The organism is Deltaproteobacteria bacterium (genome assembly GCA_016210005.1).
GTDB lineage: Bacteria > Desulfobacterota > Binatia > HRBIN30 > JACQVA1 > JACQVA1.
In genome coordinates this window covers 1-12,665 of sequence record JACQVA010000252.1, presented here as the reverse complement: position 1 = coordinate 12,665, position 12,665 = coordinate 1, and the positions used below count along the sequence as shown (strand labels likewise).

Below are 12,665 nucleotides of genomic sequence, written 5' to 3'. Positions count from 1 at the left end.
GTCGATTCCGGAACGTAACCGCGAACATTTTTCCACTACGTTCGACCCCGACACCGGCGAGCTGGTGGCCTTCAAGTTGGTTGGAACGGCCATCGGTGACGTGTGGGTGGTAGCCGACGACGACACCCTTGCCGACCATCCCGAGATTCTCCGGGCCGGGCTCCCTGTGATCTACTTCGACGAAGTCGAGCGGCTCCGGGGCAAAACCGTGGCCGAGCTGCAAGCCATCGGGATGGTCAAGGCGACGTTTCCGACCTCACGGGTGTTGCAATGACCGACACCTTCCCGACCTTCGCCGCGGCCGTCGCCAAGCGCCTCGAGGTGGGCGCCGTCACCTACGGCGACCGGAGCTTCCACCGGCCGCCCGGCGAGCTGCTGGGCGAAATCGAGGATGAGTGCCTTGACCTGGCCGGTTGGGGTTTCGTGCTGTGGTGCCGGGTACGGGCGTTGCGGGAGCGGGTACCATGAACGCCAAGCGCAAGGGCACCAGGAACGAGCACCGTTCGCGCCGGCTCCTCGAAACCGCCGGGTACTGCGTGACCCGTGCCGCGGGCAGTCTCGGCGCCTGGGACTTGATCGGCGTGAGTGCCACCGACTTCGTGCTTGTGCAGTGCAAGAGCAACCGGGCGCCGGCGCCGGCGGAGCGCGAGACGCTGGCCGCCTTCCCCTGCCCCGCGAACTGCAAGCGGCTGGTGCACGTCTGGCACGATCGCCAGCGCTGGCCGGAGGTGCGGGAGCTGTAGCCATGGGCCGCGTACTACCGAAGCGGGAGCCGCTGGTGGGTGCAGCACGGCTTGCCGCGGCCGTGGGCACGACCGACCCCCACGCCATGGTCCACCTTGCCGAGCAGGCAGCCAGCACAGTCGCGGGCACCGACACGGCCGGGCAATGCGATACGGCGCTGGCGGTGCTGGCGGGTATAGAACCGCGCGGCGAGATCGAGGGCATGCTGGCTGTCCAAATGGTCGGCTGCCACAACCTGGCCATGACCATGCTGAGCCGGGCGACCCGGGCCGACCGGCTGGACCTGCTGGCGACGTACGGGAGCCTGGCCACCAAGCTGCTGCGCACGTTCGCGGCACAAACCGAGGCACTGGCGCGGCTGCGCGGGCAAGGCGGGCAACAGACCGTGCGCGTCGAGCACGTGACCGTCGAAGCCGGCGGGCAAGCGATCGTCGGAGCCGTGAACCACCGGGGGGGTGGGGGGAGCGATGAAGAACAAGCAAACTAACCCATGCACAACGAAGCCATGCCTGAAGCACGGCAACCGATCGGGTGACCCGAGCACGGCGCCGCGCTGCGGCGCTCGAACCCGGGCCGGCACGCCCTGCCGGGCACCGAGCGTGCGCGGCCGGCGGCGCTGCCGCATGCACGGGGGCGCTGCGGGCAACGGCGCGCCAGCGGGGAACCAAAACGCCCTGAAGCATGGCGACTACACAGCCGCGGCAAAGGCCGAGCGGCGGGGGGCGCATCGAACGCTCGCACGACTGCAACGTTTGCTGGCAGAACTGCGGGCCGCCGGGGGCCGGCCGACCCGACCCGCCGGGAAGTCGTGGGTGCCCGAGACGGCGCGCCAAAGCGTCATGCGCGGCCGGGCCGGGTGAACCCGGCGGGGCCGCGACTTTCGTCCAACTGCTTACATAGTGCTTACACGGCGAACGGCCGGCGCGACACCTTTTCCGCTCGAAACCGCGCAAACCCTTGTGGCACAAGGGCGGGAGAGAATGGGCCGCCCGAGACTCGAACTCGGGACCCGCTGATTAAGAGTCAGCTGCTCTAGCCATCTGAGCTAGCGGCCCACGCCACGTTGCCGAGCACTCTCACCACACCTGCGCCCGCAACTCAAGTGGCGCCGTGTTGACCCGGCAGGAAATCGATGAGGGTGGGGGAAGGGTTTCGAACCATCAACCCCTGGAGCCACAGTTCCCGAGTGAGTAACACGCAAGCCAACGACGGGCAAAAGCTGCCGATGAAATCTAACGCCAGCACCGGGCAGCTTGTGGCGCCGTGCGGTGGTTTAGCAGACGCGGGGCCATCGCTCTCCCGCGAGCATCGCGGGCGAGCGACAAGACCGCCATCTGCTCGGTTACCCACGAATTCGACGTACCCGCGCGCCGCTGGCTTGCAGTTATTCTCCCGCTTGGCCAGAATGCGCGCGCCTGCCTGAGCGGGAAGGAGGGTCGGGTGGATCTACGTTACTCGGAAGCTGACGAGAAGTTCCGCGGGGAATTCCGCAGCTGGCTGAACGACGCCGTACCCGCCTACGGCGATCCGCCTCCGCCTCACGACTGGCCGGCTCGCCGTGCGTACGACACGGGCTGGCAGCGCACGCTCTACCAGGCCGGCTACGCCTGCATCGATTGGCCCAAGCAGTACGGCGGCCGCGACGCTTCGCCGACCGAGCAGCTCGTCTATTTCGAAGAGATCGCCCGCGCCCGGGCGCCGTATGTCGGGATCAATTTCGTCGGCATCAAGCACGGCGGGCCCACGCTCATCGCCGAGGGGACGCCAGAGCAGAAGGCCCGCCACATCCCGCGTATCCTAAAAGGCGAGGAGGTGTGGTGTCAGGGCTTCTCGGAGCCCGGGGCGGGCTCCGACCTGGCGAGCTTGCAGACGCGCGCCGTGCGCGACGGTGATCACTACGTCGTCAACGGGCACAAGATCTGGACTACCTACGCGCAAGTGGCGGACTACTGCGAGCTGCTGGTGCGTACCGACCCCGCGGCGCCGAAGCACAAGGGCATCAGCTGGTTGATCCTGCCGATGAACCTTCCCGGCATCGAGATCGGGCCACTGCGGACGTTGGTCGGCGAAGGCGAGTTCAACGAGCTGTTCTTGGAGGACGTGCGCGTCCCGGTCGAGGATCGGGTGGGCGCGGAGAACGATGGCTGGCGGGTCACCAACGTCACGCTGCGTTTCGAGCGCGGCACCGCCTTCGCCGCGGCGATCTACTCGCAGCAGGAGTTTCTCGCCGACATCGCCCGGGCGGCGCGGCAGGTGACGCGCGACGACGCCCGCGCCTGGGACGACACGGCCTTGCGCAAGGAGATCGGGCACGCGCAAGCGGAACTCGACGCGCTCTGGGCCATGGTCAAGATGGGCGTGTCGGAGAGTAGCAAGACCGGTGTACCCGGGATTGCCGGCGTGGCCGTCAAGCTGCTCTACAGCGAGTTGGATCAGCGCCTCGGCGATTTGGCGATGCGCGTGCTCGGGCGCGCCGGCTTGAGCCGCGACGACGTGGGCGGACTGCCGAGCAAGCGATTTCTAGCGACGGCGCTCAAGTCGATTAGTCTCACCATCGCTGCCGGCACCTCGCAGATCCAGCGCAACATCATCGCCGAGCGCATCCTCGGCTTGCCCAAAGAGCGCTGAGGCCGGCGATGGATTTTCGCGTAACCGAAACACAGCAAGAGCTGCGCAACGCCGTGCACTCGTTCTGCCGCACGCGGGTAACTGTCAGCTTGCTGCATGAGCTGGCTACCAAGGGAGGCTTCGATCGCTCGTTGTGGCAGGAGCTGGCCGAGCTTGGCGTCTTCAGCCTGCGGCGGCCGGAAGCGCGCGGGGGCTCGGGGCTGGGGATGGCAGAGGCCGTGCTCGTCTTCGAAGAGCTCGGGCGCTGCCTGGCGCCCGGGCCGTTGGTGTGGAGCCATCTCGCCGCCGATCTCGTGGGCGGTGCCGCCAGCGGCGCCGTGGTTGTGGGAGGGCTCGATCTCGCGGGCGCGGCGCCAGCGCCATACCTGGTGGAGCACCGGGACGCACTCGGCGTCTTGCTGATCTTGAAGCCCGATGGAGTCGCCCGGCTCGATCCCAAGCGGGCGCCGGTTCGACCGGTGGCGACGCCGCTCGATCCGCTGACGCCGCTGCACTATGCAGAGCAGCTCCCCGACGGCGACCGGATCGCCGGCGCCGACGCGGCCCGGCGCCTGCGGCTCGAAGGCGCGACGCTGGTTGCCGCGCAGCTGCTCGGCGTTGCCGAAGCTACGCTGGAGGTGGCCGTTAGCTACGCGAAGATACGCGAGCAGTTCGGCCGGCCAATCGGCTCGTTCCAAGCGCTCAAGCACATGATGGCCGACATGTTCGCCCGACAGGAGTTGGCGCGCGCCGCCGTCTACGCCGCCGCCGCCACACTCGACCACCCAGAAGTCGGCGACGTGGAACGCGCCGTTGCGACCGCGAAGCTGGTGGCGGCCGAGGCCGCGATGAAGAACTCCCGCGCCTGTATCCAGCTTCACGGCGGCATGGGCTACACCTGGGAGGTGCCCGCGCATTACTACTTCAAGCGCACCTGGGTGCTCGAATCGTTGTTCGGCACTGCCGACGAGCAGGCGGCGATTCTGGCGGAGAAGACCGCAGCGGCACCCTGAGCAGCGTTACCGGGCGCTGCCTTCCGGCCCGGCTTCACATGTAGCGCTTTAGCAGCGGCCAGGCTGCCGCGATCGGCATCTGTAGATGATGACAGACGAAGACCGGCAGGTTGGTCTCGAAGGGCAGAGCGTAGGGTGAGACGATGGTGTCGGCCTGCACCACCGCCGCGAAGTATTTCTCCAAGTCTGCCCTCGGGATGCCGACCGCAATCACCACCTCACCAGTTATGCCGCGAGGCCCCCATAGCCAGTAGTTGTTGTGGCCGCTGAGTGCCGGCGGCAGGCCGTGGCGCGGGCCGAAGAAATCGACCGCGGCGGCTTCGCCGTAGTTGCCTGTTACGATCGCCGCTTGCGCACGCTGCTCCGGCGGCAGCGCGTTATAGACGCGGGCAATGGTCGCGGTCAGGTTCTCCCAGCCGAAGCGGTCGGCGAGAACCTGCGGCATCTCCGCCGTGTGACTGCGCTCTTCTTGCGGTGCCGCGATGCCGAGTGCCCGGGCGACGCGGATGTAAGTTGCTGGGGGCAGCACGGGAATTGCCATCGCCCCGATGATGACACCGCCGATGACGAGCCAGATCACCACCGCCACCCGCAGCCAGCGCCGCCCGAGCTGCTCGGCGGCGACGGCTCCGCCCGCCAGCAGCGCCGGGTACGCGGGCGAGAGGTAGTAGGGCTTGGCCCGCTGTAGCAGGAATATCACCAGCACGACAACGTACATCACACCTAGCGGCCGGAACTTCCGCATGGCCGGCGCAAACAGAAGATACCCGAGGCCGGCCAGCCACAGCGGGGTAGTGAACGGATTGTTCTCGATGACCTGCGCGCCGAAGAAGGCCGCGGGTGACATTGCCACGATCTTGTGCGCGGTCGCGTTACGAATGAACTCCGCCGTCGGCAGCCCGTTGGCGACTTCCCACGCCAGGTGCGGCAGAAATATCAACGCGGCCAGCGCCCCGCCGGCCGGCAGCCGGCCGCTCAGCAATAGGCGGCGGCTCGGCGTCAGCGCCATGCCCACCAGCAGGCCGAAGACCCCGAAGGCGACGCTGTACTTGTTGAGCAGGCCCAGCCCGGCAACCACGCCCAGCAGCAGCCACCAGCGCGGGTTGCCGCTCTCCACCAGCCGCACGACGATGTGCGTGCACGCCAGCCAAAAAAGCAGGTCGAAGGCGTTCATCGAGAAGAAGCTCGACATGGTCAGAGAGATCGCCGTGGTCAAGTAGGCCAAGGCCGCGAGCCCCTGAGCGTAGCGACCGCCGCCGAGGCGGCGCGCCAGCAGGCCGGTGAGAATGACGCAGAGCGCGCCGGTAAGGACCACGGGCAACCGGATGGCGAAGATCGAGTTACCGAGCAATGCACGCGTTGCCGCCAGGATGCCGATCGACAGCGGCGGATGATCGACGTAGCCCCAGGCGAGGCGATCGCTGCACGCGATGTAGTACAGCTCGTCGCGAAAGTAGCCGTAATTGCCGTTGGTGAGAAGGTGAATCAGCAGCTTGCCGGCCGCCAGGCACAGAAGAACGGCAAGGGCGGTGCGCTCCAGTGGTCGAGAGGGATCGCCTGCCCGGCTTTCAGCCATGGCGGCCAAGTAGTCACCCCAGGCCGGCGTGTCAAACGCGCTCGATCATTGCTCGTAAGGACGCCGGCGTGAAGACGGGCAGAACCACGATGCCTCGGCAGTTCCTTGCTCAGGCCCTCACCCGCCCGCCTTGATGCTCTTCTTCAAACCGCGAATGGTGTTGACGAAGGTCTCGCGATTGGCGCCGTCGATGACCGATTGCGGAAGCGGCACGGCGATCTTGTCGCGCGACTTCGAGCTGTACTCGATGCGCGTGCGCGTGCCGTCCGGTGAACCTTCCAGCTTGTACTCGCCCTCGATATCCTGCGCCTGCGACTCCACCGTCTTGAAGGTGATGCGATGCTGGTCGGGGTACATGGTGAATTCCATGGTGTAGTACTGCAACGGCAGATTGAGGGCGCGCAGGTTCATCTCGACGACCTTCTTGTTACCCTCGCTCTTGAGCAGTTTGGAGAGAGTGATGTTCTCGATGCTCTCCTGACTGCGCTCGGGTTCGCCCAACGCTTTCTCCACTGCCGCCAGCGGCGCGTCGACGATCGACACGAAGCGGGTGGTCGTCACCTGGCCTTCCTTGGTGATCTTTTCTTCGACGATCTCCTTGTGCGGACCCGCCCACTTCTTGGCAGCCGCTTGAATCTGCATGTAACGGTAGCCCGCGAATCCGACCGCCAGCACCACCACGACACCGACGGCGCCCAGGATCACCTTGTTGTTCATCGCACCCTCCTCAGCGCGGGCTTTGCCCGCAGTCCAAAGTAGTACATCGGAGTCTAGCTCAGGCACCGCCGCCGGCGGTACCCCCGCGGCGGCGCCTCCTCGTTGACGGTCAACGCTCGGCTGACGGCACTCGGCTCACTTGCTGTCGCGGCTGGGACCGCTGAACAGGAACTCTTCTTCGCCGTGCAGCATCGCCGGGGTCACCACGTAGGTGCCGCCCAGCGACGGGCTCCACACGGCTTCGGCAACTTCGAGGTTGCCAACCGTGAGCACGTAGGCCAAGCCGCCGGTCATTCCGCCCAAGGTGGCGTAGACCACCTTGAACGGCATGTACAGCAGGTTGCTCAGGACCGCCAATGAGCCGTAAGCGGCGTCCTGGCCGTAGTTCTCACCGCCGGCCTCCAGCTTGGCTGCACTCGCCCGTCCCGCCAGCAGCAGGCTCGCCAACAGCATCGCGGCTACGATCTTGCACCTCATCACACACCTCCTTGCTCCCTTTACTCACCACACTTATTCCGTCCGCACCACCGCCTCCGGCGGCAGCAATTTCATCAGATGATCGAGTGCCCGGTCGACGTAATCACGGTCTTTCGACTCCAGTGTCACGCGCACTTGATACTCCGGGTGATTCAACTTCGGATACGAGCCCAGCTGCAACTCGGGAAAGGCCGCCAGCGTCTGCGTCAGCGAAGCGGCGATCGTGCTCTCGTAGGTGCGCGTGTAGACCACGCGCAGATGGTAGGGCGCGGTCGCGAAGCGTTGTTTGATGGCCTCGAACTTGTCGCGCAAGAGTTCCGGAATCCCCGGCAGGATGTAGACGTTCTCGCAGCGCAGCGCGGGAAAGTTGGCGTGGCCACCGAATACCAGCTCGGCGCCCTCGGGGGTCTCACAGAGCTTGAGCCGGGCCTCGTTGATCTTGTCGCCGAACAGCTCGCGCAGCTGTTGTTCAAGCATCGGGTTACGCACGACCGCGCGCCCGAGCCCCTGCGCCACGCCGGCGATGGTCACGTCGTCGTGTGTCGGGCCAACACCGCCAGAGGTGAACACCAGGTCGTGAGCGCTGTGGCAGTCGCGCACCGTGTTGGCAATCACCGCGACCTCGTCCGGAATCACCACGATGCGCTGCAGCGCGACCCCGAGGCCGCGCAGCTCGGCGGCGAGATAGGCCGAGTTGGTGTCGACCACCTTGCCCGACAAGATTTCATTGCCGATGACGATGATGGCAGCAGTGGTGTCGCGCGTCGCATTCATCCACGCATCGTTTCCCCGACCGCCTCCTGGAGCCCTGGCTGTTAGATCGACACCGCGTTCTTGCGAAAATCACTGCTGCCGATCTTGATATTCACCAAGGCCGGCTTGCCGGCCGCCAGCGCCCGCTGCAAGGCCGGGCGGATGTCGGCGGGGCGCTCGACGTATTCGGCGTGCCCGCCGAGGGCGGCGACGACTTGGTCGTAGCGGACCTCTCCCAATTTGGTGGCCACCGCGCGCTCCTCGCCGTAGAGCTGCACCTGGCCGCGGCGGATTTGCTGCCAGGCGCCGTCGTTGCCGATGATCCCGACCACGTTGATCTTCTGGCGCACCATGGCCTCAAATTCCATCGCGTGGAGCCCGAAAGAGCCGTCGCCGTAAATGATCACCACCGGGCTGCGGGGCTTGGCCAGCTTGGCGGCCATGGCGTAGCCGGGGCCGACCCCAAGCGTGCCCAGCGGTCCAGGGTCGAGCCAATGGCCTTGCTGGTGAATGCGTAGTACCGAGGCGGCGGTGGCGACGAAATCCCCGCCGTCGCCGACGGCGATCGCCTCCGGCCCGAGACAGTCGGCGATCTCCTTGCAGGCACGCAGCGGGTTGATCGGTGTGGCCTCGGAGTTCAGCTCGGCGCCCATGCTTGCCCACTTCTGCCGCTCGAGTGCGCGCATTTGGTCGAGCCAGGGCTTCACCAACGCCGCGGAGAACCCCTCGGCGCGCGCCAGGGTGGAGAGCTGTTCCATGACGATGCCGGTGTCGCCGATGATGCCGACCTCAATCGCACGATTGCGCCCGATTTCACCGCCGTCGAGATCGACTTGGATCAGCTTGGCTTCGGCGCTGAAGTGGCTCTCGCGGCCGTAACCCAGGCGGAAATCCAGCGGGGTGCCGAATATCAGCACCACGTCGGCCTGCTTGAGCGCGTCCTTGCGCGTCTGCGAGAAGAAGTTCGGATGGTCGGGTGGCAGCGAACCCCGGCCGAGGCCGTTGACGTACACCGGCAGTCCGAAGCTCTCGACGAAGGGATGATAAGCCTCGCGCCGGCGCGACCAGCGCAGCTGCGTTCCCACCAACGCCACCGGCCGCTGCGCCCGCTTGAGCAGCTCGAAGGCGCGCTCGATGTAGCGCGGGTCGCCGGCGATGCCGGCCTCGGTGCGGTAGCTCTTGGGGAACACCAGCTTGTCTTCTTCGTAAACGTTGAACAACTGATCGATCGGCATTTCGAGGAATACCGGCCCCGGCAGGCCGGTGGTCGCGATGCGAAATGCTGTGGCCACGTACTCGGCCAAGCGCCGTCCCTCGGGCACCGCCACCGCCCACTTGGTGATCGGCCGCATCAGCTCGACGTGGTTCATGTCCTGGAGCGAACCCATGTCAGCGAACGGGCGCGGGCCCTGGCCGCCGAAAATCACCATCGGCACGTTGGCGCGGTGGGCACTGGCGACACCGGTCACCGCGTCGGTCAGACCGGGGCCGGCGGTTACGATGGCGACCCCCGGCTGCCCGGTAACCCTGGCCCAGCCGTCGGCGGCGTGTGCCGCGGTTTGCTCGTGGCGTACGTCGATCACGCCGATGCCTTCATCGACACAGCCATCGTAAATCGACATCACGTGCCCGCCGCACAACGTGAAGACGAACGATACCCCCTCGGCCTTGAGGGCCTTGGCCACCACGCGGCCACCGTGCATTGCAGTCATGTCGAACACCTCTTCCGCCGCCAGCGCTTGGTCAAGCGGCGGCACTATACGATGCGGGAATAGGACGGGCAAGGATGCCGGCGAGCGCACGGCCAGGCTTGGTGCCGGCGGCGGTTGCGCTCAGCCGATCTCGACGCTGGAATCTCTGAGATCCTCGAACTCGCTTTCGAGATAGCGCTTGAGTTTCTTCTTCAGCCGCGCCTCGAGTTGGCGCACGCGCTCGCGGCTGATGCCGTACTGGCTGCCGATGTCCTGCAAGGTGAGCGGATCCTCGGCGAGCAGGCGGGCATCGAAGATTACCTTCTCCTTGCCTTTCAGCGTGGTACCGAACTGCTGGATTTTCTGGCGCAGACGCCGCTGGTATTCAGCATCGGCGAACTGCTCCTCGGTGGTGGCTTCGGCGCTGGGCAAGAGGTCGAGCATGGTCATGGTGCTGTCGTCGCCCATCGGCGTATCCACCGACAGCTCGCGGGCCGCCAGCCGCTGCTCCATTTCGACGACTTCGCTCTCTTTGACCTCGAGGCGCTGGGCCAGCAGCTTCGGACCCGGGGTGAAACCCTCGGCCTCCAGCCGCTGCCTTTCCTTTTGCAAGTTGAAGAACAACTTGCGCTGGGCTTGGGTGGTGCCGATCTTCACCAGCCGCCAGTTGTTCATGACGTAGCGAATGATGTAGGCACGAATCCACCAGGCCGCGTACGAAGGAAAGCGGATGCCACGGTAGGGGTCGAACTTCTTCACCGCTTCCATCAGGCCGATGTTGCCTTCTTGGATGAGGTCGATGATCTGGCGAAAGGCGCGCTGGTACTCGCGAGCGATGAGCACCACCAGCCGCAAGTTGGCCGTCACCAGCCGGTAGGCGGTCTCAACGTTGCCGGTCTGCTGGTACTCGACCGCCAAGCGGTACTCTTCTTCGCGCGAGAGCAGCGGGTAGCGGCGGATTTCGGCCAGATAGCGCTGTAACGGGTCGTAGCTGACGACCGCGGTGTCCTCGGTGTCCTCCTCGATGGCCGGCGGCTCACTTGCCGGTATCTCCTTCAACTGATCGTCGTCCGCTTTGGGGTGCTCGTCGGCCATGGCGATGAGACAAACTGGTGTGAAAAGTAACGACTTTGGCCCACTGTGGCAAGCGTGGCCAGCAGGCGCTAGCGCGCCCCCGCTTCAGCGCTTGAGGCGCTCGCGCAGCTCGCTGACCACGGCCGCCAGGATTTCATCGAACTGCCGCTGCATCGCGACCATCTCCTCGCGCATGTGAAGTATGACCTCGACGCCGCAGAGGTTGACGTCCAGCTCCTCGGTGAGGATGCGCACCACCCGGATGCGGTCGGCGTCTTCGCTAGAGAGCACGATCTCCTCTTCGAGCGTGCGCTTGGGATGAATCAGGCCTTCAGCTTCGAGGGTGTGCACGTATTGGGCGTCGACGGCGAGTCGTTCCAACACTTCGGCCATTTTGAGGTAGTGGGTAGCCATGATCAAAAGCGCAGTTCGGCGCGCGGTTTGGATTGATAGGCGCCCTCGATGGCATCGAGCGCCGCTTGCACCCGCTCGGCCTGCTCCGCCGGCGGCACCTGCACCATCAGCCGCAGATAGAGGTCGCCGCGCCCGCCGCTGCCGAGCACCGGCACGCCGTGACCGCGCAACCGCAGTTGCCGTCCGCTCTGACTTCCTGGAGGCACTTTCACCCGTAGCTCGCCATCTGGTGTCGGCACCGTGATCGTGGCCCCGAGCGCTGCCTCGCGCACCGTCACCGGCACCTCCAAGTAAAGGTCGTGGCCGCGGCGCTCCAGCAGAGGGTGAGGCTTGATTCGCACCACGAGGAACAAATCTCCCGGCGGCCCGCCGGCGAGACCAGCCCCGCCTTTGCCGGCCACGCGCACGCGCGAGCCGTCGTCCACACCGGCGGGGATGCGCACCGCCAGGCGCTCGTTGCGCAGCGTCTGCCCGCGCCCACTGCATGCCGCACAGGCCGCCATCCCGATCTGGCCGGCGCCGGCACAGCGCGGGCAAGTGCGGAGCATAGCGATCGGCCCGTGACCGGTACGAACTTGTCCCCGCCCGCCGCATTCCGGGCAGGTGCTAGCGCCGGCGCCGCGTTGCTGACCCGAGCCGGCGCAGGTGGCACAGGCTTCGGCAGGCTGGAGGTCGATGGTGGTCGCCAGACCGCGGATGGCATCGAGCATCGCGATCGCGATCTCCGACTCGAGATCGCGGCCACGGGCCGGGCCGCCGGGCTGACTGGGCTCGCCGAAGATCTCACCGAAGATATCCTCGAACCGGGCATAGCGCCCGAAGCCGCCCCGGCCGCCGCTATCACCGAAGTCGGCCGCGCCAGCGTACTTACGTGCCCGCGCCGCGTCGAACCCAGCATGTAGCCCGACTGAGCCGAACTCGTCGTAGAGCTTACGCTGCTCGGGGTCCGACAAGACGTCGTGCGCCCGCGAGATCTGCTTGAAGCGCTCTTCGGCTTGCTTGTTGCCGGGGTTGAGATCGGGGTGATGTTTGCGCGCCAGCTTGCGGTAGGCTTTCTTGACGTCGTCGGCCGTAGCCGAGCGCGGCACCCCGAGAATGGCGTAAAAGTCTTCCGACTGTTCGGCCGCCATGACAGCGCCGCAGAACGTAAGATCAAACCGCCGCGGCGACGGCCGCGGGGGCGCGTTTGTCCATTCAGTCGCCGGCTTCCTCGTCTTCGGGATAACGCATGCCGACCTTGCCGCTGGCCACTTCACGCAAAGCCGTCACCACTTCCTTGTTGTCGGTTTCCACCAAAGGGCGGGCGCCCTTGAGTAACTGCTTGGCGCGGCGAGCACTCAACAGAACGAGCTGAAAGCGATTGGGGATCTTGTCCAGACAATCTTCGACGGTGATCCGTGCCATAGTAACAGTTTCTCCTTGTGCGGGCGGGAGCTTACCCCAATCGCCGTCTAATGCAAATCACTCGCGCGCGCCCTCCCCGGCGGGTGTGCGACAAATCTGTGGGTAACGTGCAGCCGACCGGGCAAATCCTCACCAGTCTGACAGTACTGTGTACTGTCAGGCCGAGGCCCATGGCCGAAAGGGACGCAATTTGTC

At 66.1% G+C, this 12,665-nt stretch carries 15 protein-coding genes and 1 tRNA gene; 6 read left to right on the top strand and 10 right to left on the bottom strand.

Going from position 1 to position 12,665, the window contains the following annotated elements; genetic code table 11:
* The 4 genes from HY699_23640 to HY699_23625 all read left to right on the top strand — a co-directional run.
* The coding region (locus HY699_23640) for a hypothetical protein (protein MBI4518798.1) at positions 1-274 on the top strand (274 nt) is incomplete at its 5' end.
* Positions 271-468 carry a hypothetical protein gene (locus tag HY699_23635; protein ID MBI4518797.1) on the top strand — a complete coding sequence of 66 codons (198 nt, stop codon included), beginning with the start codon at positions 271-273 and terminating at the stop codon, positions 466-468. The genes HY699_23640 and HY699_23635, both read left to right, overlap by 4 nt.
* On the top strand, positions 465-743 hold the full coding sequence (locus tag HY699_23630; GenBank protein MBI4518796.1) for a hypothetical protein: 279 nt from the start codon (positions 465-467) through the stop codon (positions 741-743). The genes HY699_23635 and HY699_23630 overlap by 4 nt, the downstream gene beginning before the upstream one ends.
* A 2-nt stretch (positions 744-745) precedes the next feature.
* Positions 746-1,231 carry a hypothetical protein gene (locus HY699_23625; GenBank protein MBI4518795.1) on the top strand — a complete coding sequence of 162 codons (486 nt, stop codon included), beginning with the start codon at positions 746-748 and terminating at the stop codon, positions 1,229-1,231.
* Positions 1,232-1,725: 494 nt separating this feature from the next.
* Here the strand turns inward: HY699_23625 and HY699_23620 are convergent.
* A tRNA-Lys gene (locus HY699_23620) sits at positions 1,726-1,799 on the bottom strand.
* 385 nt (positions 1,800-2,184) lie between these two features.
* On the opposite strand from HY699_23620, the gene HY699_23615 reads away from it, so the two are divergent.
* Positions 2,185-3,372: an acyl-CoA dehydrogenase family protein gene (locus HY699_23615; protein ID MBI4518794.1), complete on the top strand. Its 1,188-nt coding sequence runs from the start codon at positions 2,185-2,187 to the stop codon at positions 3,370-3,372.
* Positions 3,373-3,380: 8 nt separating this feature from the next.
* The gene (locus HY699_23610; protein ID MBI4518793.1) at positions 3,381-4,364 is read left to right on the top strand and encodes an acyl-CoA/acyl-ACP dehydrogenase; all 984 of its coding nucleotides are present in this window, start codon (positions 3,381-3,383) and stop codon (positions 4,362-4,364) included.
* Positions 4,365-4,398: 34 nt separating this feature from the next.
* Here the strand turns inward: HY699_23610 and HY699_23605 are convergent, their stop codons facing one another.
* From HY699_23605 to HY699_23565, 9 genes are all read right to left on the bottom strand, one after another.
* The gene (locus HY699_23605) at positions 4,399-5,940 is read right to left on the bottom strand and encodes a glycosyltransferase family 39 protein (GenBank protein ID MBI4518792.1); all 1,542 of its coding nucleotides are present in this window, start codon (positions 5,938-5,940) and stop codon (positions 4,399-4,401) included.
* A gap of 117 nt (positions 5,941-6,057) precedes the next feature.
* Positions 6,058-6,657, bottom strand: a complete 600-nt coding sequence (locus HY699_23600; GenBank protein ID MBI4518791.1) for a hypothetical protein — start codon at positions 6,655-6,657, stop codon at positions 6,058-6,060.
* A gap of 135 nt (positions 6,658-6,792) precedes the next feature.
* Entirely contained in the window at positions 6,793-7,134 is a 342-nt protein-coding gene (locus HY699_23595; protein MBI4518790.1) for a hypothetical protein, read from the bottom strand.
* 33 nt (positions 7,135-7,167) lie between these two features.
* On the bottom strand, positions 7,168-7,908 hold the full coding sequence (locus HY699_23590) for a competence/damage-inducible protein A (GenBank protein ID MBI4518789.1): 741 nt from the start codon (positions 7,906-7,908) through the stop codon (positions 7,168-7,170).
* A gap of 41 nt (positions 7,909-7,949) precedes the next feature.
* Entirely contained in the window at positions 7,950-9,599 is a 1,650-nt protein-coding gene (locus tag HY699_23585; GenBank protein MBI4518788.1) for an acetolactate synthase, read from the bottom strand.
* Between the two features lie 120 nt (positions 9,600-9,719).
* Positions 9,720-10,673, bottom strand: a complete 954-nt coding sequence (locus HY699_23580) for an RNA polymerase factor sigma-32 (GenBank protein MBI4518787.1) — start codon at positions 10,671-10,673, stop codon at positions 9,720-9,722.
* An 84-nt stretch (positions 10,674-10,757) separates the two neighbouring features.
* The gene (locus HY699_23575; GenBank protein MBI4518786.1) at positions 10,758-11,066 is read right to left on the bottom strand and encodes a MerR family transcriptional regulator; all 309 of its coding nucleotides are present in this window, start codon (positions 11,064-11,066) and stop codon (positions 10,758-10,760) included.
* Positions 11,067-11,068: 2 nt separating this feature from the next.
* The gene (gene dnaJ / locus HY699_23570; GenBank protein ID MBI4518785.1) at positions 11,069-12,196 is read right to left on the bottom strand and encodes a molecular chaperone DnaJ; all 1,128 of its coding nucleotides are present in this window, start codon (positions 12,194-12,196) and stop codon (positions 11,069-11,071) included.
* 64 nt (positions 12,197-12,260) lie between these two features.
* Positions 12,261-12,470 carry a DNA-directed RNA polymerase subunit omega gene (locus HY699_23565; protein ID MBI4518784.1) on the bottom strand — a complete coding sequence of 70 codons (210 nt, stop codon included), beginning with the start codon at positions 12,468-12,470 and terminating at the stop codon, positions 12,261-12,263.
* Positions 12,471-12,665: the final 195 nt, after the last annotated feature.

Coding starts and splice junctions, on each gene's coding strand:
- HY699_23635 (MBI4518797.1), top strand. CDS start 271: ATGACCGACACCTTCCCGACCTTCGCCGCGGCCGTCGCCAAGCGCCTC.
- HY699_23630 (MBI4518796.1), top strand. CDS start 465: ATGAACGCCAAGCGCAAGGGCACCAGGAACGAGCACCGTTCGCGCCGG.
- HY699_23625 (MBI4518795.1), top strand. CDS start 746: ATGGGCCGCGTACTACCGAAGCGGGAGCCGCTGGTGGGTGCAGCACGG.
- HY699_23610 (MBI4518793.1), top strand. CDS start 3,381: ATGGATTTTCGCGTAACCGAAACACAGCAAGAGCTGCGCAACGCCGTG.
- HY699_23605 (MBI4518792.1), bottom strand. CDS start 5,940: ATGGCTGAAAGCCGGGCAGGCGATCCCTCTCGACCACTGGAGCGCACC.
- HY699_23600 (MBI4518791.1), bottom strand. CDS start 6,657: ATGAACAACAAGGTGATCCTGGGCGCCGTCGGTGTCGTGGTGGTGCTG.
- HY699_23595 (MBI4518790.1), bottom strand. CDS start 7,134: ATGAGGTGCAAGATCGTAGCCGCGATGCTGTTGGCGAGCCTGCTGCTG.
- HY699_23590 (MBI4518789.1), bottom strand. CDS start 7,908: ATGAATGCGACGCGCGACACCACTGCTGCCATCATCGTCATCGGCAAT.
- HY699_23585 (MBI4518788.1), bottom strand. CDS start 9,599: ATGACTGCAATGCACGGTGGCCGCGTGGTGGCCAAGGCCCTCAAGGCC.
- HY699_23580 (MBI4518787.1), bottom strand. CDS start 10,673: ATGGCCGACGAGCACCCCAAAGCGGACGACGATCAGTTGAAGGAGATA.
- HY699_23575 (MBI4518786.1), bottom strand. CDS start 11,066: ATGGCTACCCACTACCTCAAAATGGCCGAAGTGTTGGAACGACTCGCC.
- dnaJ (MBI4518785.1), bottom strand. CDS start 12,196: ATGGCGGCCGAACAGTCGGAAGACTTTTACGCCATTCTCGGGGTGCCG.
- HY699_23565 (MBI4518784.1), bottom strand. CDS start 12,470: ATGGCACGGATCACCGTCGAAGATTGTCTGGACAAGATCCCCAATCGC.